Source organism: Mesorhizobium sp. B2-3-14 (assembly GCF_006442175.1).
GTDB classification, from domain to species: Bacteria; Pseudomonadota; Alphaproteobacteria; order Rhizobiales; family Rhizobiaceae; genus Mesorhizobium; species Mesorhizobium australicum.
This window is the reverse complement of sequence record NZ_VFVP01000010.1, coordinates 99,697-116,499: the sequence shown is the minus strand read 5'-3', so window position 1 is coordinate 116,499 and position 16,803 is coordinate 99,697. Positions and strand designations below refer to the sequence as shown.

At 64.2% G+C, this 16,803-nt stretch carries 17 protein-coding genes; 8 read left to right on the top strand and 9 right to left on the bottom strand.

Annotation, left to right across the window (positions count from 1 at the left end):
* Positions 1–181 precede the first annotated feature (181 nt).
* Complete coding sequence (locus FJ950_RS23290) at positions 182–631, bottom strand: host attachment protein (protein WP_015315693.1); 450 nt, start codon at positions 629–631, stop codon at positions 182–184.
* A 380-nt stretch (positions 632–1,011) separates the two neighbouring features.
* Here FJ950_RS23290 and cysG point away from each other — a divergent pair, with 380 nt between their 5' ends.
* The 6 genes from cysG (at position 1,012) to FJ950_RS23260 (ending at position 6,678) form a co-directional block, all read left to right on the top strand.
* Positions 1,012–2,460 carry a siroheme synthase CysG gene (cysG, locus tag FJ950_RS23285; protein WP_140618892.1) on the top strand — a complete coding sequence of 483 codons (1,449 nt, stop codon included), beginning with the start codon at positions 1,012–1,014 and terminating at the stop codon, positions 2,458–2,460.
* Positions 2,457–2,750, top strand: a complete 294-nt coding sequence (locus tag FJ950_RS23280) for a DUF2849 domain-containing protein (RefSeq protein WP_015315695.1) — start codon at positions 2,457–2,459, stop codon at positions 2,748–2,750. Before cysG ends, FJ950_RS23280 begins: the two co-directional genes overlap by 4 nt.
* Positions 2,751–2,795: 45 nt before the next feature.
* Positions 2,796–4,466 carry a nitrite/sulfite reductase gene (locus FJ950_RS23275; RefSeq protein ID WP_140618890.1) on the top strand — a complete coding sequence of 557 codons (1,671 nt, stop codon included), beginning with the start codon at positions 2,796–2,798 and terminating at the stop codon, positions 4,464–4,466.
* The gene (locus FJ950_RS23270) at positions 4,441–5,205 is read left to right on the top strand and encodes a phosphoadenylyl-sulfate reductase (protein WP_023770638.1); all 765 of its coding nucleotides are present in this window, start codon (positions 4,441–4,443) and stop codon (positions 5,203–5,205) included. Before FJ950_RS23275 ends, FJ950_RS23270 begins: the two co-directional genes overlap by 26 nt.
* A 168-nt stretch (positions 5,206–5,373) precedes the next feature.
* On the top strand, positions 5,374–5,907 hold the full coding sequence (locus tag FJ950_RS23265; RefSeq protein WP_140618888.1) for a DUF934 domain-containing protein: 534 nt from the start codon (positions 5,374–5,376) through the stop codon (positions 5,905–5,907).
* A gap of 150 nt (positions 5,908–6,057) precedes the next feature.
* Positions 6,058–6,678: a DJ-1/PfpI family protein gene (locus FJ950_RS23260; protein ID WP_015315699.1), complete on the top strand. Its 621-nt coding sequence runs from the start codon at positions 6,058–6,060 to the stop codon at positions 6,676–6,678.
* A 45-nt stretch (positions 6,679–6,723) separates the two neighbouring features.
* On the opposite strand, the gene FJ950_RS23255 is transcribed toward FJ950_RS23260, so the two are convergent.
* Together FJ950_RS23255 and FJ950_RS23250 are read right to left on the bottom strand one after the other, a co-directional pair.
* The gene (locus FJ950_RS23255; RefSeq protein ID WP_140618886.1) at positions 6,724–7,746 is read right to left on the bottom strand and encodes a fatty acid desaturase; all 1,023 of its coding nucleotides are present in this window, start codon (positions 7,744–7,746) and stop codon (positions 6,724–6,726) included.
* Between the two features lie 89 nt (positions 7,747–7,835).
* The gene (locus FJ950_RS23250; RefSeq protein ID WP_023781176.1) at positions 7,836–8,036 is read right to left on the bottom strand and encodes a hypothetical protein; all 201 of its coding nucleotides are present in this window, start codon (positions 8,034–8,036) and stop codon (positions 7,836–7,838) included.
* 238 nt (positions 8,037–8,274) lie between these two features.
* Here FJ950_RS23250 and grpE point away from each other — a divergent pair, with 238 nt between their 5' ends.
* Both grpE and FJ950_RS23240 read left to right on the top strand, forming a co-directional pair.
* Complete coding sequence (gene grpE, locus FJ950_RS23245) at positions 8,275–8,907, top strand: nucleotide exchange factor GrpE (RefSeq protein ID WP_015315702.1); 633 nt, start codon at positions 8,275–8,277, stop codon at positions 8,905–8,907.
* A gap of 103 nt (positions 8,908–9,010) precedes the next feature.
* Positions 9,011–9,643 carry a trimeric intracellular cation channel family protein gene (locus FJ950_RS23240; RefSeq protein WP_140618884.1) on the top strand — a complete coding sequence of 211 codons (633 nt, stop codon included), beginning with the start codon at positions 9,011–9,013 and terminating at the stop codon, positions 9,641–9,643.
* Between the two features lie 79 nt (positions 9,644–9,722).
* Here the strand turns inward: FJ950_RS23240 and FJ950_RS23235 are convergent, their stop codons facing one another.
* The 6 genes from FJ950_RS23235 to FJ950_RS23210 form a co-directional block, all read right to left on the bottom strand.
* Positions 9,723–10,598 (bottom strand): GNAT family N-acetyltransferase, encoded by an 876-nt coding sequence (locus FJ950_RS23235; RefSeq protein WP_041163320.1) that lies wholly within the window; start codon positions 10,596–10,598, stop codon positions 9,723–9,725.
* Positions 10,599–10,838: 240 nt separating this feature from the next.
* Positions 10,839–13,133, bottom strand: a complete 2,295-nt coding sequence (locus FJ950_RS23230; protein ID WP_140618882.1) for a PAS domain-containing hybrid sensor histidine kinase/response regulator — start codon at positions 13,131–13,133, stop codon at positions 10,839–10,841.
* A 144-nt stretch (positions 13,134–13,277) separates the two neighbouring features.
* Entirely contained in the window at positions 13,278–14,267 is a 990-nt protein-coding gene (locus FJ950_RS23225) for an MDR family oxidoreductase (protein WP_140618880.1), read from the bottom strand.
* A gap of 53 nt (positions 14,268–14,320) precedes the next feature.
* On the bottom strand, positions 14,321–14,818 hold the full coding sequence (gene lspA / locus FJ950_RS23220) for a signal peptidase II (RefSeq protein WP_140618878.1): 498 nt from the start codon (positions 14,816–14,818) through the stop codon (positions 14,321–14,323).
* A 13-nt stretch (positions 14,819–14,831) separates the two neighbouring features.
* A complete protein-coding gene (locus FJ950_RS23215; protein WP_015315708.1) occupies positions 14,832–15,689 on the bottom strand; it encodes an RNA methyltransferase in 858 nt (285 codons plus the stop codon).
* Between the two features lies 1 nt (position 15,690).
* Positions 15,691–16,773 (bottom strand): class I SAM-dependent rRNA methyltransferase, encoded by a 1,083-nt coding sequence (locus FJ950_RS23210; RefSeq protein ID WP_140618877.1) that lies wholly within the window; start codon positions 16,771–16,773, stop codon positions 15,691–15,693.
* Positions 16,774–16,803 lie beyond the last annotated feature (30 nt).

The following is a 16,803-nucleotide window of genomic DNA, read 5'->3' as shown; positions in this document are numbered from 1 at the left end:
CCGCCCTAAGCCGCCGCCTGTTTGCAATATGGTGGACGGGGTGTCGGCGATGCAACCCGCAAAGCCGCGAATCAACGTCGAGACGGCAAAAATCTGACCGGCAGCTGAGTGACTGCCGGTCAGGTGCCTGGGATCAGTGGCGACCGTGCTGCGACCCGATAGGCGCCTTCGCCGCGCGTGGTCAGGCTGCCTGCAGCAACGCCTCGATCTCGAAAATGGCGTGGTTGGTCATGGTCTTCGGGATTTCGGCCGTCACCTTGTCGCCAACCTCCTTATGCAGCTTCTTGCGCATCGCGCCGAGCACCATGGGCGGGGCGACAAGCACAAGGCTGTCGAATGCACCCTCATGTGCAAGCTTGTAGAGGCGGGCGGCAATCTCCTCGGCGAAGCGTTCCTTGCCGATGCGATGCCAGTCGGTCTCCTCGACCGCGCTGCGATGCACGGATGGGCCGTCATTGTATCGACCGGGGCTGTCGCTTCCCTGTTCGCGTGTGGGCGGGTTCTCCTGTTCCATCACCTGCACGACTTCAAGGTTGGGAAACTTGGTGTCGCCGGCGTTCTTGAGCAGGAGCGCCTTTTCGCCGTCGGCCACCAAAACCCAAATGCCATGCTTCAGTTTGATCGTGTTCATAGGGACGCTCCTTGTTGAGTGGTGGCTATACCGGGAACGCATTTTGACCCGTCAACGTTCCACCCGAACGGAGCACCGAGTGGCCGTGCAGACAGGCGCTGAAGACGAAATCACCGCCGCACGACTTTAATCTACTGAATTGGTAGAAATTAGAAAAAACTGTTTTGTGGGATAGGTAGCCGGCAGCTAAAAGTGCCTGAAATCAAGGCGCGTTTCAGCAGCCCGGGCGCTCCCGGTGCATGGGCATGGAATATTTTTCTCCTGCCCTTCGCGGTTGCGGAAAAGCGATTGCCTGCCATCACCGGATGCGCGAGTGCTTTGCTTCTGCTTTTTTACGCTTGGGCGTAAAACTGCGACCCTGTTCCCGGATCTGCTTTGTCATGTCGCAAGCCACCACCAAGCTCAACGCCTTCCCCGTCTTCATGCGGGTCGAGGGCGAAGCCGTCGCCATTGTCGGCGGCGGCGAGGAGGCTTTGGCCAAGGCGCGGCTGATCGCCCAGTCGAGCGCGGTCCTGCACATCATCGCTGGGGATGCCGAACCGGATCTGTTGGCCTTCATCGCCGAGACGGGCGCGAACCATATGCCCGGCGCGTATGATGCTTCGCAGCTTGAAGGCGCCGTGATGGTGTTTGCCGCCAGTGGCGACGAGGCGCTCGACCGTCGCGTCGCCGCCGACGCGCGCCGGCTGGGCATTCCCGTCAATGCCGTCGACCGGCCGGACCTCTGTGATTTCTTCACTCCGGCGCTGGTCAACCGCGCACCGGTCGCCGTGGCGATCGGTACCGAAGGCGCGGGCCCCGTGCTTGCCCAGATGCTGCGCAGCCGCATCGAACGCATGCTGTCGCCCTCGCTCGGGCCACTGGCAGCGCTTGCGGCGTCGTTCCGCAATGCCGCCGAGAGATTGCCCAGGGGCAATGTACGTCGCCGTTTCTGGAGCGACTTCTTCGGCGGAGCGCCAGCACGCGCCGTCGAGGCCGGCGAATTTTCACAGGCGCGCGAAGCCGCCACCGATCTGCTGTTGTCCGACGCGCCCATTCGCGGCCACATCGCCCTGGTGGGCGCCGGTCCCGGCGCCGAGGACCTGCTGACCCTGCGGGCGCATCGTCTGCTGATGGAGGCCGATGTCATCGTCCATGACGCGCTGGTGCCGGAGGCGATCGTCGCCATGGGCCGCCGCGATGCCGAGCGCCTGCCGGTGGGAAAGCGCAAGGGCTGCCATACCAAGAGCCAGGCCGAAATCAATGCGCTGCTGGTGGATCTCGGCCGTCAGGGCAAGCGCGTCGTGCGGCTGAAATCGGGCGATCCGCTGGTGTTCGGCCGCGCCGGCGAGGAGATGGCCGCGCTTCGTGACGCCGGCATCGCCTATGAGGTGGTTCCAGGCGTCACAGCGGCCTTTGCCGCTGCCGCCGATTTCGAACTGCCGTTGACGCTGCGCGGCGTTTCCTCCTCGATGGTGTTCACCACCGGCCACGATCTCAAGGGCAATTCACTGCCGGATTGGGCCAAGCTCGCGATTTCCGGCGCTACCGTTGCCGTCTACATGGGCCGCTCGGTCGCGGCCGAAGTTGCCGGCCGGCTGATCGAGGCGGGCTTGTCGCCGGACACGGCGGTCGCCGTGGTCGAGAATGCCAGCCTCGCCAATCGCCGACGCTTCCACGGCACGCTTGCCGACCTGCCGTCGCTGGAAGCGCGCGCCGATCTGTCGGGCCCGGTCATGACCATCATCGGCGACGCCGTCGCCGGCGCCAATTTCGAGCGGTCCGAGCCGCTCGCGGCACACAGGCACGAGAGCGTGCCCGTAGCAGCCGCCGAGGGAGTTCAGCCATGAAGATACTGACCGCCAATCGCCTCGGCGACGGCATTGCCGTGTGGTACGCCGATGGCGGCTGGGCCGAGACGGTGGACCATGCGGACCTTGCCCACGACAAGGCGGCCGAGGATCGGCTGGAGGCGATCGGCGCCAAGGCCCATGCCGACAATGAAGTGGTCGACGTCAATCTGATCGACGCGGACATCGTCGACGGCGTTGTCGAGCCGGTGCGGCTGCGCGAGAAGATCCGCGCCGCCGGCCCGACCATCCGCAACGACCTCGGCAAGCAGGCCGAGCGGGCGGCATAGCCAGGACACCAGGTGAACGGGCGGACGCGCCCTGAAAGACGAAGCATGTACCGTTACGATGAGTTCGACCACGATTTTGTCCAGGCCCGTGTCGCCGAGTTCAGCGACCAGGTCGAGCGCCGGCTGTCCGGCGAGATCACCGAGGACCAGTTCCGGCCGCTCCGGCTGATGAACGGTGTCTATCTGCAGCTGCACGCCTACATGCTGCGCATCGCGGTGCCCTACGGCACGCTGAACGGCAAGCAGTTGCGCATGCTCGGCCACATCGCCCGCAAATACGATAAGGGCTACGGCCATTTCACCACGCGCCAGAACATCCAGTTCAACTGGCCGGCGCTGTCGGACGTTCCGGCGATTCTGGCGGACCTGGCCAGCGTGGAGATGCACGCCATCCAGACCAGCGGCAACTGCATCCGCAATGTCACCGCCGATCATTTTGCCGGGGCTGCCGCCGACGAGGTCGCCGATCCGCGTCCCTATGCGGAAATCCTGCGGCAGTGGTCTTCGGTGCATCCGGAATTCTCGTTCCTGCCGCGCAAGTTCAAGATCGCGGTGACGGGAGCCGAGCGCGATCGCGCCGCCATCCAGACGCACGACATCGGCCTGCACCTGAAGAAGAACGCCGCCGGCGAACTCGGCTTCGCCGTCTATGTCGGTGGTGGCCAGGGCCGCACGCCGATGGTGGCGAGGAAGATCCGCGACTTCTTGCCCGAAGCCGACCTTCTCTCCTACTGCACGGCGATCCTGCGCGTTTACAATCTCTATGGCCGCCGCGACAACAAGTACAAGGCGCGCATCAAGATCCTGGTCCACGAGACCGGCGCCGAGGAAATCACCCGCCAGGTCGAGGCCGAGTGGCAGGAATTGAAGGACGCGGAGCTGAAGCTGCCCGAGGCGGACATCCGCGCGATCGAGGCCTATTTCGCACCGCCGGCGCTGACCGGGCGGCCGGACGGCGACGCTGCCGTCAAGGTGGCGCGGCTGGATTCCAAGGGCTTCTCGGACTGGCTCGACCAGAACGTGGTGACGCACCGCCACCCCGACTACGCGGCGGTGACGATCTCGCTCAAGGGTATCGGCGAGGTGCCGGGCGATGCGACCGACAGCCAGATGGAAGCGGTCGCCGACATTGCCGAGAAATATGCCTTCGACGAGCTTCGCGTCAGCCACGAGCAGAACCTGATCCTGCCGCATGTGGCGCGTGCCGACCTCAAGGCGGTCTATGACGCGCTGGTCGACATCGGGCTGGCGACGGCTAATTCCAACCTGATCTCGGACATCATCTCGTGCCCGGGCCTCGATTATTGCGCGCTGGCGACGGCACGCTCGATCCCGATCGCACAGGAAATCTCGCGCCGCTTCGCCTCGCTGGAGCGGCAGCGCGAGATCGGCGAATTGAAGCTGAAGATCTCCGGCTGCATCAATGCCTGCGGCCACCACCATGTCGGCCATATCGGCATCCTCGGTGTCGAGAAGAAGGGCTCCGAACTCTACCAGGTGACATTGGGCGGTTCGGCCGACGAGAACACTTCGGTCGGCGAGATCATCGGCCGTGGCTTCTCTTCGGAAGAAATCACCGACGCCATCGAGCAGATCGTCGACACCTATCTCGGCCTTCGGCTCAACCCGCAGGAAAAATTCATCGACGCCTACCGCCGTGTCGGTCCCGCGCCGTTCAAGGAGGCGCTCTATGCTGGCGAAGCCAAGGCCGCTTGACCATATTGCCGATGTCGATGACGGCATCGCCGCCAAAGCGGCGGGGTTTGACGCGCTCTACGGTCATCTCAGCCCGATCGAGATCATCGAACGATCGGCCAACGATCTGTTTCACGACGAGATCGCCGCCGTGTCTTCGTTCGGCGCGGATTCGGCGGTACTGCTGCATATGATCGCCAAGATCGACCGCACGCTGCCGGTCATCTTCCTCGATACCGGCAAGCATTTCGAGGAGACGCTCGGCTATCGCGACGCGCTGGTCGCCGATTTCGGATTGACCAACATCCGGGTGATCAAGCCGGACGAAGCGGCGCTCGAACGGATCGACCCGACCGGCAATCTGCACCAGAACAACACCGATGCCTGCTGCGACGTGCGCAAGGTCGAGCCGCTGGCACGTGGCGTCGCACCCTTTCGCGCCTGGTTCACGGGCCGCAAACGCTTCCAGGCCTCGACACGGGCCGCACTTCCGGTGTTCGAGGCGGTCGGCCCTCGCATTCGCATCAATCCGCTGGCGCACTGGACGACGTCGGACCAGGCCGACTACATGCGCGCGCATGCGCTGCGCGAAAACCCACTGGTCGCCTATGGTTATCTGTCGATTGGCTGCTTTCCCTGCACGCAGCCGGTGCAGCCGGGTGAGGATGCGCGCAGCGGCCGCTGGGCCGGCCACGCCAAGACCGAGTGCGGCATTCACCTGTCGGGACTGGAAGTGTCGCTGACCGACGCATCACTATAAGGTATGTTGCCATTCAGGTGAGGCCGGGCTGCAAACGGCGGCTTCCTGCGCTTCCGGTGCTCACGGACTGCAGTACGTTCCGCTCCGGTTCTCGCAAGCCGCCGTTTTCGACATAGCCTGACCTGAATTTCAACACACGCTCGAGCTCTTCGAATTTTAGGAATTTTAATGACTGGACCGACGACACCGGAGACCCGGCTCTGGACCCCGGAGGGTTTTCGCGAGGACGAGTGGAGCCATGCCGAAAGCGCCGACGCGCTTTCCGGCAATGGCCGATTCATCCTGCCGCTGCAGGCGTTCCTCGATCTTGACCCGGAGGTGCGCCGCTCGGCGAAGGAGCGGCTCGGCGTCGTGCTGCAGCCCGGCGACCAGCTCGAGAAGATCGCCGACCTGCTCGACCAGCTGTCGCTGGTGGCGCTGGCCTTCCCGGCTTTCGGCGACGGCCGCTCCTTCTCCAAGGGCGAACTGCTGCGCAGCCGTTATCATTTCACGGGCGCGCTGCGTGCCACCGGGCAGGTCTTGGTCGACCCGTTGCCGCACATGCTGCGGCTTGGCTTCGATGAATTCGAGATCTCGAATCCAGTGCTCTTGAAGCGCCTGGAAGAAGGCCGCACCGGCGGGTTGGGGCTTTATTACCAGCCAGCCGCCATAACGGAGACCAAGGGTCCGAAATATTCCTGGCGGCGCCTTCGCAACAGCTGACGCTTTTTCCAGCAAGGCCGAAGGCCTCTACTCCAAAAAACTGGTCATACCAATTGTGCGATTTGCGCTTTTCCTCCCAGCATCTTGCCCTTAGGATACCGCTGTTATTTCGCGACCCGAAATAAATGGCCACAAAGGGAGAAACCGGGAATGGCTGGCAAGAAGATATTGATGCTCGTTGGCGAGTTCAGCGAGGAATACGAGATTTTCGTCTTTGAACAGGCCATGCATGCCGTCGGCCATACCGTGCATGTCGTTTGCCCGGACAAGAAGGCGGGCGATGTGCTGAAGACATCGCTGCACGATTTCGAGGGCCACCAGACCTACACCGAGAAGCCCGGACACGATTACATCCTCAACAAGACGTTTTCCGAGGTGGATCCGGCCCAGTACGATGCCGTCTACGCGGCGGGCGGGCGCGGTCCCGAATACATCCGTATCGACAAGCGCGTGCAGGCGCTGGTGCGGCACTTCCATGAGACAGGCAAGCCGATCTTCACCATCTGCCATGGCGTGCAGATCCTGATCGCGGTCGACGGCGTGGTGCGGGGCAGGGAAGTGGCGGCGCTTCACTATTGCGAGCCGGAAGTCACGCTGGCCGGCGGCATCTATATCGACGTCGCGCCGAACGGGGCCCATGTCGACGGCAATCTCGTTTCGGCCAAAGGCTGGCCGGGCCTGTCCAATTTCATCCGCGAATGCCTGAAGGTGCTGGGCACGGAGATCCGCCATGGCCAGATCCTGATGCGCGACGAGCGGCAAGCGGCCTGAGAAAGGTTTGGGAAATACCGCCGCGCGCTGGCGCGGCGGTATGCTCTACGCCGCCATCCGCGCTTCGCGGAACGACACCAGTTTGTGGCTGCTTTCGTCCCACAAGGCCAGTTTGACGCAGCGCAGGCTCTCGAGGAGCGTGACGCGGCCGATGCCGCGCAACTCGGGATAATCCCGCAGCACTTCCTGCAGCCGGTAGCCGGGCACCTTGGCGGAGAGGTGGTGGACGTGGTGAACGCCGATATTGCCGGTGAACCAGTTCAGCACCGGCGGGAGGTCGTAATAGGACGAGCCGTGCAGGGCGGCGCGCTGGAACTCCCATTCCTCGTCCTTCGCCCATTCGGTCTCCTCGAACTGGTGCTGGACATAGAACAGCCAGATGCCGGCCGAACCGGCGAGAATGACGATCGGCAGATGGACGATCAGGAACGCGCCGGGGCCGATGACCCAGATGAGGATGGCCGCGGCAAGCGCGATGCCAAGATTGGTGGTCATTGACGACACCCAGGGCGTCAGGCCGCCGCGCATCATGCCGATAGGCAGCCTTTGCGAGAAGATGAACAGCCAGATCGGCCCCAGGCCGAACATCACCAGGGGATGACGGTAGAGGCGATAAGCCAGGCGACCCCGCCAGGACATCCGCCGGTATTCGGCGACGGTCAGTGTCCTGATGTCGCCCATGCCGCGTTCGTCGAGATTGCCGGCGCTGGCATGATGGGTGGCATGGGCACGCCGCCAGCAGTCGTAGGGGGTGAGCGTCAGGATGCCCAGCGCGCGGCCGATCCAGTCATCGGCAATGCGATTGGCAAAGAAGGAGCCATGGCCGCAATCGTGCTGGATCATGAAAATCCGCACCAGGAAGCCGGCCGCGGGCAGGATCAGCACCAGTCCCCACCAATGACCATAGGCATAGGCAGCGGAAGACAGAGCCCACAGCGTGGCGAAAGGAATGAGGGTGATGGCGAGTTCGAGTGTGCTACGCCGCCTGTCAGGCTTCTTGTAGCGCGCCAGGATCTTGAGCCAGGCGCGCTTGCTGTTGGCAGCTGCCTCGGGGGAAATCATGTTCATCAGGAAGCATAGGCAGGGTGTGTCGCCACCGCAAGCCAGGGATCACGCAAAGTTACTGTGCGTAATTGTCGCGTAAAGCCCGGGCGGTCCTACTGCCGTCGCCAGCCGGCGTCGCCATCCTCGACCCGGTCGAGATGCTCGAGCAATTGCTCAAACCGGTCCGGGATGTCAGGTTCGATGCGGAAGGCTGGCAAGGTGCGCAGAAAGCGCGTCACTGCCTCGGCGCCGAACTGGCGCCGAACCTCCGCAGCGAGCCTTTCTCCTTTTTCAAGCTTGTTGCGGGTCATCATTTCAAAAATCCTGCGTCGGCTCCGAAACTCCCCCAGCAGCGGAATGGTTCCCGCATCACCGCCTCGTGGCAAGCAAAGCCGGCAAGTACGGTAAAATTTGAATTAAAATCGAAGCGTCCCCATCGTGCTTTCCTGGTCGGGTCGCAGGCGCCTGCGGTCGCTTTCCCCTTGATTTTTGGCCTGCGAACCTCGATATCGGGCACAAAATCCATACCATTCGAGATGACGGGAAACGGCGATGAGCGACCAGGCAAAAGACGAACGCACGCCCAATGAAGCCGAGGCGGCCGAGGCCAATGCCGAGCGCACGGAAGGCAGCACCGATGGCGACTACGAAGCGCTTGTACGGCTGCTGAAGGAAAATGAAGAACTGAAGGACCGCGCGCTGCGGGTCGCGGCCGAGATGGAAAACCTGCGCCGCCGCACCGCGCGCGACGTGCATGACGCGCGCACTTACGCGGTGGCGAATTTCGCCCGCGACATGCTGTCGGTGTCGGACAATCTGCGCCGCGCCCTGGATGCCATTCCGGCCGAGGCCAAGGCATCGGGGGATGCCGGCTTCAAGGCGCTGATCGAAGGCGTCGACCTGACCGAGCGCGCCATGCTGTCGGCGCTGGAGCGGCATGGGGTCAAGAAACTCGCTCCCGAGGGCGAGAAGTTCGATCCCAATTTCCACCAGGCAATGTTTGAAGTGCCCAATCCCGATGTTCCGGCCAACACCGTGGTCCAGGTCGTGCAGCCGGGCTATTCGATCGGCGAGCGGGTGCTGCGCCCGGCCATGGTCGGCGTCGCCAAGGGTGGTCCGAAAATCGCCGCCGACGCGCCGGTCGAGCCAGGGCCGGTCAATGAGCAGGCCGAGAAGGATGCGTGATTAGTGGGGTAGCGATAGAGAGTTGTGAGTAGCAGGGACCGGGCCGGGGAGGCGCCTGCTTCGCCAATTGCCATTCACTACTGACTACTTCACTACTCACTCCATGAACCCGATCGCTCTCCTCGACTATGCCGGCGTTGCCGTCTTCGCGGCGACGGGGGCGTTGGCGGCGTCGCGCAAACAGCTCGACATTATCGGCTTCCTGTTCCTGGCGAGCGTCACCGGCATCGGCGGCGGCACGCTTCGCGACGTCATCCTCAATCTGCCGGTTTTCTGGGTCGCCAACTCCAGCTACGTGCTGATTTGCGCGGCGGCCGCTGTGCTGGTTTTCTTTGCCGCGCACCGTATCGAATCCCGCTGGAAATGGCTGCTCTGGCTCGACGCCATCGGGCTGGCCGCTTTTTCGGTGATGGGTGCGGCCAAGGGACTGGCCATTACCGGTTCGCCGGTCGTCTCCGTCATCACCGGCGTGCTCACCGCCACGTCCGGCGGTATCCTGCGCGATCTGCTGGCCGGCGAACCCTCGGTGCTGCTGAGGCCGGAAATCTATGTTACGGCCGCTCTCACGGGCGCTGCCATCTTCACGGCTGGCGACGTCACAGGATTGCCGCCGATCGTTTCAGAGCTGGCCGGCTTCGCCGCGGCGTTCGCGGTTCGCGGCGGCGCGCTCCGTTTCGGCTGGACCTTTCCAGCCTACAAGAGCCGGCCCGGCCGGCGGCCGGAAGACATTCCGTGAGGAGAGGGAGTAGGGGAGTGGTCAGTAGTCGCCGAAGCGCGAATCGTGTCGTCTTGACTACTGACTACTGCCTAATCGCTCACGCGGCGAAGCGCTGCGCTTCCCCGCCATAATAGTTGACGTAGCGGGCACCGATCTCCTTGACCGGCATCACGACGAAAATGTCGACCGTGGAGAATTCGCGGTCGATGACGCAACCATCGCCGATGCGAGCGCCGACCCGCAGATAGCCCTTGACCAGAGGCGGCATCGCCGCGATCGCCGCCTTGGTGTTGACCGCCTCGATTGGCATCAGGTCCATGGAGCAATAGCGCCCCGACACAGCGCGCACGTCCCAGGCCGAGTTGGTGCGGCAGTGATGGGCAAGATAGGTGAGCGCCTCCGCATGCGCGGCCGGCACGGTGCCATGGAACGAGGCGCAGCCGGTCATCACCCCGATCTCGTAGTGATTGATGTAGGCCCAGATGCCTTGCCATAGCGCTTCGATGGTGCGCTTCGAACGGTATTCCGGCAAGACGCAGGAACGGCCGAGTTCAAGGAAACGCTGGCTGGGATGGCGGGCGATGAGCTTGGTCAGCTCGAATTCGCCTTCGGAATAGAAGCCTCCGGCGGTTGCCGCGATTTCTTGCCGCAGCAACCGATAGGTGCCGACGATGCGACGGTGCTCAGGGCCGGAAAGCGTGGTGTCGAGGACGAGCAGATGGTCGCAGAGCGGGTCGAAGCGGTCGGCGTCGCGGCGGTCCTGCGCCTGGAACAGATCCTTCCTGGCGCCAAGCTCGTCATAGAATACACGGTAACGCACTTCCTGCGCGGCCGCGATCTCGGCCTCGTTGCGGGCGAGCCGCACTTCGAGATTGCCGATACGGCCGAGCGCCGCGCCCTTTATGACGGAATCGACATTACGTCCGGCGAGCAAGGCGCTGCTGGCGTTCGGCCGAGTGTCACATTCCGGCATAACTGTATGCACGAGTGATTCTCCTTCGAGCCATCCCTCTTGGCACGGGGATACGGTGTAGGTGCAACAGGATTGTGACAGTACCGTGATACGGCGTCGCGGGCAATACTTCGTCGGCTGGCGAAAACGGTCAACCGGCTACGTTGCGTCACAAGACCCCAGGCGCGTCGCGTTCGCGGGCGCCGAAAATGGGCTGGTTTTTGGCGGCCTTGACCAGCCACGCACCCGGAAAAAGCTGGCTCAAGCGGCGACCTGGCCCTCGACGGCACTGACCAGCGCATCGGGGTCGAGCGGCTTGGTGACGAAGCCGCTGGCGCCGTGGGCGAGCACCGCATGGCGGGTCTTTTCCTGGCTGTCGGCCGACAGCACCATGATCGGCACCGGCGGCACGGAGGCCTCCTCTTCATGGCGGCGGATCGCGGCAATGGCGTCCAGTCCGTCCATGACGGGCATATGAAGATCCATCAGCACCACGTCGAAGCGGTGCTTGTGGCCGGCACCGGTGACCGCCTCGACGGCGGCCTTGCCGTTGCCGACCACCTTGACGCGATGCCCGGCCTTCAACAGCGTCGCGCGGGCCAGCATGGCATTGATGTCGTTGTCCTCGGCGATCAGCACGGACAGACCCTGCTGGCGTTCGCCTGAGGCACGAAGCGCCGGTGCGCGGCGTTTTTCCGGCTGCGGCTGGGCCAGGACCGGTGCGTGGCTGCTCAAAAGGACACGCAAAAGTGTTCCTCCGCGCACTGGCCGGGCAAGGAAAGTCGCGTAGCCGCTGGCACGAAACTCGCCCAGCATGCCGCGGTCGGTGGGTGCGATCAGCGTGACGGCTTCGCAATCGGAAAACCCATGCTGGCGAAGCCGCTTGAGCAGCCTTCCGTCACTCTCTTCCATGGCCGCGTCGACCAGAAGCACGTCGCAGCCGTCGGCAAAGGATGCGGCCTGAGCCACGGTGGTGGCGATTCCGGCCGCGCCGCCATTGGAGCGGATGGTGCGGGCGATGGCGTCGGCCTCGACGGTGTTCTTGGATACGATCACGGCGCGTCGCCCGGCAAGCGCGTTCAACCGGCCCTGCGGCGGCTCGGTGGCTGATGTGGCGGGAATCTCGAAGACGAATTCCGATCCCTGGCCAAGCCGGCTGGAAACCGAAATCGTGCCGCCCATGGCGGCCACCAGGCGCTTCGAGATGGCAAGTCCCAGTCCAGCACCGCCATGCGCGCGCGTCGAGGTGCCGTCGGCCTGCTCGAACTCCTCGAAGATGCGCTCCATGTCCTCGTCGCGCAGGCCGGGACCCGTATCGGCGATGGTGAAGCAGATGCGGTCGCTGGTCTCGGTTCGGGCGCGCGCGACGCTGACCAGCACGCCCCCACTGTCGGTGAACTTGATGGCGTTGCCGATGAGGTTGAGCAGCACCTGCCTTACCCGGCCCGGATCGGCGGTGATCAATTGCGGCACATCCGGTTCGACATGGCAGCCGAGGCCGATATTCTTGGCGAAGGCGCGCGCGGCCATCAATTCGATGATGTTGTCGGCGATCTCGCGCACCGACATGGGCTGCGGTTCAGGATCGAAGCGTCCGGCCTCGATCTTGGAATAGTCGAGCAGGTCCTCGATCAGGGCAAGCAAGGCGCTGGCCGAGGTCGAGATGGCGCCGACATAGGTCTGCTGCTCCGGCGAAAGGCTGGTGTCGGCGAGCAGCCTGGCCATGCCCATGATGCCGTTCATCGGCGTGCGGATCTCATGGCTGACGGTGGCGAGGAAGCGCGACTTGGCCTGGCTCGCGAACTCGGCCCGCTCGCGCGCGGTGATCATGGACGATTCAGCGCGCTTGCGTGCTGTGATGTCGCGGGCGATGGCGCGATGCGAAACGGCACCGCTGTCCTTTTCGCGCACCGACAGCTCGATCCAGGAGAACCAGCGCGGGCCCGTCGGCGTGCGGATGGCAACGTCGGTGGAACTCAGGCATTCATGGTCGGAGAAAGCCGCATCGGGAACGATGCCGACCTCGATGCCGAGTTCGGCCAACGTCTTGCCGGCAAGATCGCGCGGATCGGTTTCGACGAGGTCGGCGAACACCTTGTTGGCGTAGACGATGTAGCCGTCGCGGTCGCGATGGATGACGAGATCGCCGAGCGCGTCGATGAGACCGCGAAAGCGCTCCTCGCTTTCCTGCATCTCCCACATGCGGTCGGCCAGCGTCTCGATCTCGGCGCGGTTACGGGCGGTGGTTTCGTCGAGCAGGACGGCGGTGCGGCGTACGCTGCGTCTGGCGCGCAGATGCATGGCCAAGCCAGCAAGGCCGGTTGCCAGCAAGGCAAGGCTGATGAAGACTGGCGCCCCGGTCAGGGATGAGAGGCCGGCCAGCAGCATGACGGCAACGAAGGTCAGGACCGGCAGCCCTTCGCGCTTGGCCGGTTGCTGATCAGGGACAAGCGGCGGCGCGGCGATAAACCGCCGCGCCGATACCGGCGGTTGCACCGATGCCGCATCGATGTCGTCGCCGGCGTCGGCCTGTTGGCTGTCGGATTCCGCGATCATGCGAAATCCTTTGCCAGACAGAGATTATGGAAAATTGCGGGGGATCGTTCGAATTTTAGCGGATCGGGCGTTTTTGGCCCGGCGGCGACGGATTTGCCAGCCAATGTGGCAATTCCGCCCGGCGCCTGCCACCCCTGAACCGGGTCACATGTCGACGACGACGCGGCCACGGATCTTGCCGTCGACGATGTCGTGTGCCGCACCGATGATGCCGTCGAAGCCGATGGTCGTGGACAGGCTGGCGAGCTTGTCCACATCGAGATCGGAGCCGATGCGCCGCCAGGCCTCGAGGCGGACGGCTTTCGGCGCCATCACCGAATCGATGCCGAGCAGGGAGACGCCGCGCAGGATGAAGGGGGCGACACTCGACGGAAGATCCATGCCGCCGGCCAGGCCGCAGGCCGCGACCGCGCCGCCATAGGAGGTCATCGACAGCACATTGGCCAGCGTGTGGCTGCCGACCGAATCGATGCCGCCGGCCCAGCGCTCCTTGGCCAACGGCTTGGCGGGCTGGTTGAGCTCGTCGCGCGATATCACCTCGGCGGCGCCGAGGTTGATCAGATAGGGGCTTTCGGCATTGCGGCCGGTCGACGCGATGACATGGTAGCCGAGGCTGGACAGGATCGAGACCGCGACCGAACCGACGCCGCCCGCAGCACCCGTCACCACGACAGGTCCGCGCTCAGGCAGGATGCCGTGCCGCTCCAGCGCCATGACGCAGAGCATGGCCGTGTAGCCGGCGGTGCCGACCGCCATGGCATCATGCGCGCTCATGCCCTCCGGCAGGGGCACCAGCCAGTCGCCCTTGACGCGGGCGCGCCCGGCATAGGCGCCGAAATGGGTTTCGCCAACGCCCCAGCCGTTCAGGATGACCTTGTCGCCCTTGCGCCAGTCGGGATTGGAAGAGGAGATGACGGTGCCGGCAAGGTCGATGCCCGGCACCAGTGGCCATCGACGGATCACCGGCGCCTTGCCCGATATCGCCAGTCCATCCTTGTAGTTCACCGTCGTCGCCTCGACCGCGATGGTGACGTCGCCCTCCATCAGATCGGCGTCGGTGAGATCGGTCACGGCGACCGACTGTTTTTTCTCGGCATCGCGCGAAACGAGGATGGCTTTGAAGGTTTCGGTCATCTTTTTCTCCGCGAACTTGCTCGGCGTGACTGTGCGGCGATGGCCGCGCGGGGTCAATCCTCGGAAGGCTTGGCGTTCGGAGGCGTGGGTTCACGCCGCCAGCCGATGAGTTCGTCGAAGACGACCAGGGCCGCGCCCACCGAAATGAAGGCATCGGCAAGGTTGAAGACGGCGAAGGACCAGACCGGCGTGTGGAACAGGATGTAATCGATGACGTGGCTATAGACGGCGCGGTCGATCAGATTGCCCAGCGCGCCGCCGATGATCAGGGCAAAGCCGGTGCGGGCGATGACATGGCCCGATGGCGTGCGCGTGGCGAGGTAAAGCACGAAAGCGACGACCAGCACCGCGATGACAACTAGGCCGATGTCACCGAAGGAGGAGAACATCGAGAAGGCGATGCCGGTGTTGTAGGTGCGAAACAGCGCCAGGAAGGGCAGGAGGTCGAGCTTTTCCTGGAAGGGCAGTCCGGCTTCGACCAGTGTCTTTATCCACTGGTCGAGCGCAATGGCCACGATGACGAGCAGCGCGTAGGGAGACCATGATTTCACGATTGGGCAACCCTCATTGCTGGTCCGAAATTGGTTCGAGCTTCAGCGCGCCGCGCCGGATCTCGAACAGCATGATGCCGGTGGCGACCGCCAGATTGAGCGAATCGGCACGGCCCGCCTGCGGAATCCTGAGCAGCCTGTCGCAGCTTGCCGCCAGGCTTTCGGGCAGGCCCTGCTGCTCATTGCCCATCATCAGCAGCACCGGCCCGCGGGAAAAATCGACCGAGCGGTAGTCGACCGCGCCTTTCAGATGCGTGCCGGCAACCAGCCCTGAAAAGCCGCCGCGCCAGGCAAGGAATGCCTCCGTCGTTGCCTTGGCCACCGGTATGGCGAAGATCGACCCCATGGTGGCGCGCACCGTTTCCACCGAAAACGGATCGGTGGTGTCGCCGACCAGGATGACGCCCTTGGCGCCGACGGCATCGACGGTGCGGATGACGGTGCCGAGATTGCCGGGATCGCGCACCCGGTCGAGCGCCACCCAGACATCGCCATTGTCGGCACGGATGTCCTTCAGGGCCAGGAATTTCTGCGAGAAGACGCCGACCACCATTTGCGGATTGTCGCGGCGGGTGATGGCGACAAGCACCTTTTCCGATACTTCGAGCACGGTGCCGCCGGCGGCGACCGTGCGTGCCGCGACCTTTTCCACGGCCGCGTTGCCGCGTCCTGCCTTGGCGAAAACCAACGTCCTGATCTGCCAGCCCAAGTCGAGCGCATCGATGACCAGCTTCAGCCCCTCGGCCATGAAGGCGTTCTGCTGGTCGCGGAATTTCTTCAAGGCAAGTGCCTTGATGTCCTTGACCAGCGGATTGGCAAGGCTGGTGACTTCCTTCACCTGACCGGGCGCGCCGGCATGCCGTTCGTTCATGTCAGGCCACCCAGCGCGAAAACAGTGACGTCGAAAGCGCCCGGCCGGCGGACTTTTCACGGATGATCAGCTCACCCGATTCAACCTTGCCGCCCATGCCGGCGAACGTGTCGCGCACCAGAGCGTGGATGGCGAAGAAGGAGGCACGGATCGAATAGGCGGTCAGCACCACGGCAAGCGGTCTTGGGGTCAGGATCGAGCGACAGAGGTCCGTCAGATCGGGAAGATCTTCGAACAATTGCCAGACCTCGCCCTTGGGGCCGCGGCCATAGGCCGGCGGATCGAACAGGATGATGTCGTAGCGGCTGCCGCGACGCTCCTCGCGCTCGGCGAACTTGACCGCGTCGTCGACGATCCAGCGGATCGGCTTGCCGCCAAGTCCGGATATCTCCTGGTTTTCGCGAGCCCAGCCGATCGCCTTCTTCGAGGCGTCGACATGGGTGACCTCAGCGCCGGCGCGCGCCGCCACCAGCGAGGCAAGGCCGGTATAGCCGAACAGGTTGAGTACCTTGACCGGCCGCCTGGCGGCCGCGATCAGCCCGGCCATATGGTCCCAGTGCGAGGCCTGCTCGGGAAAGACGCCGACATGGCGAAACGAGGTGAAGCGGCCGAGATAGTCGATGCCGTCATGCTTCATCGGCCAGGTTTCGCCGAGCGGCGTCCTGGGAAAACGCCAGCGGCCGATGCCTTCCTCGTCGATGTCGCCGGTGAAGATCGCGTCGGCACGCTCCCAGTCCCTGGCCGGCAGAGCCTTCTGCCAGATCGCCTGGCCCTCGGGCCGCACGATGCGGTAGGGTCCATATTGTTCAAGCTTTTGTCCAGCGCCGCTGTCGAGCAGCGCGTAATCCGCGTTGGGTGCCACTTCGAGGATTACCGGAAGTTGCTCAGCGGGCAGGACGCCGTCGCGACGGGCAAGGTTGCGGGGCGTGGATTTCGGTGCGGGCTGGTCCGGCTTCAGGTCTTGCCGCGGCCTGACCTCCGGCCTGTTCACGCCGCGGCCTTCCGGTGGACGCGATTGCGCGGCTTCGCCTTTACCCGGCTGGTGCGGGCGGCCGTCGCGGCGTTTGTCGCGAAAAGACTTCAAGAGACAGCTTCTCCGGCGGTTCGGCCCGCT

What these genes read in the sequence shown, in the direction of transcription:
- FJ950_RS23270 (WP_023770638.1), top strand. Translation starts at nt 4,441, where the DNA reads ATGCTGGCGAAGCCAAGGCCGCTTGACCATATTGCCGATGTCGATGAC.
- FJ950_RS23260 (WP_015315699.1), top strand. Translation starts at nt 6,058, where the DNA reads ATGGCTGGCAAGAAGATATTGATGCTCGTTGGCGAGTTCAGCGAGGAA.
- FJ950_RS23240 (WP_140618884.1), top strand. Translation starts at nt 9,011, where the DNA reads ATGAACCCGATCGCTCTCCTCGACTATGCCGGCGTTGCCGTCTTCGCG.
- FJ950_RS23235 (WP_041163320.1), bottom strand. Translation starts at nt 10,598, where the DNA reads ATGCCGGAATGTGACACTCGGCCGAACGCCAGCAGCGCCTTGCTCGCC.
- FJ950_RS23230 (WP_140618882.1), bottom strand. Translation starts at nt 13,133, where the DNA reads ATGATCGCGGAATCCGACAGCCAACAGGCCGACGCCGGCGACGACATC.
- grpE (WP_015315702.1), top strand. Translation starts at nt 8,275, where the DNA reads ATGAGCGACCAGGCAAAAGACGAACGCACGCCCAATGAAGCCGAGGCG.
- FJ950_RS23280 (WP_015315695.1), top strand. Translation starts at nt 2,457, where the DNA reads ATGAAGATACTGACCGCCAATCGCCTCGGCGACGGCATTGCCGTGTGG.
- FJ950_RS23250 (WP_023781176.1), bottom strand. Translation starts at nt 8,036, where the DNA reads ATGATGACCCGCAACAAGCTTGAAAAAGGAGAAAGGCTCGCTGCGGAG.
- cysG (WP_140618892.1), top strand. Translation starts at nt 1,012, where the DNA reads ATGTCGCAAGCCACCACCAAGCTCAACGCCTTCCCCGTCTTCATGCGG.
- FJ950_RS23225 (WP_140618880.1), bottom strand. Translation starts at nt 14,267, where the DNA reads ATGACCGAAACCTTCAAAGCCATCCTCGTTTCGCGCGATGCCGAGAAA.
- FJ950_RS23265 (WP_140618888.1), top strand. Translation starts at nt 5,374, where the DNA reads ATGACTGGACCGACGACACCGGAGACCCGGCTCTGGACCCCGGAGGGT.
- FJ950_RS23215 (WP_015315708.1), bottom strand. Translation starts at nt 15,689, where the DNA reads ATGAACGAACGGCATGCCGGCGCGCCCGGTCAGGTGAAGGAAGTCACC.
- FJ950_RS23275 (WP_140618890.1), top strand. Translation starts at nt 2,796, where the DNA reads ATGTACCGTTACGATGAGTTCGACCACGATTTTGTCCAGGCCCGTGTC.
- FJ950_RS23290 (WP_015315693.1), bottom strand. Translation starts at nt 631, where the DNA reads ATGAACACGATCAAACTGAAGCATGGCATTTGGGTTTTGGTGGCCGAC.
- FJ950_RS23255 (WP_140618886.1), bottom strand. Translation starts at nt 7,746, where the DNA reads ATGAACATGATTTCCCCCGAGGCAGCTGCCAACAGCAAGCGCGCCTGG.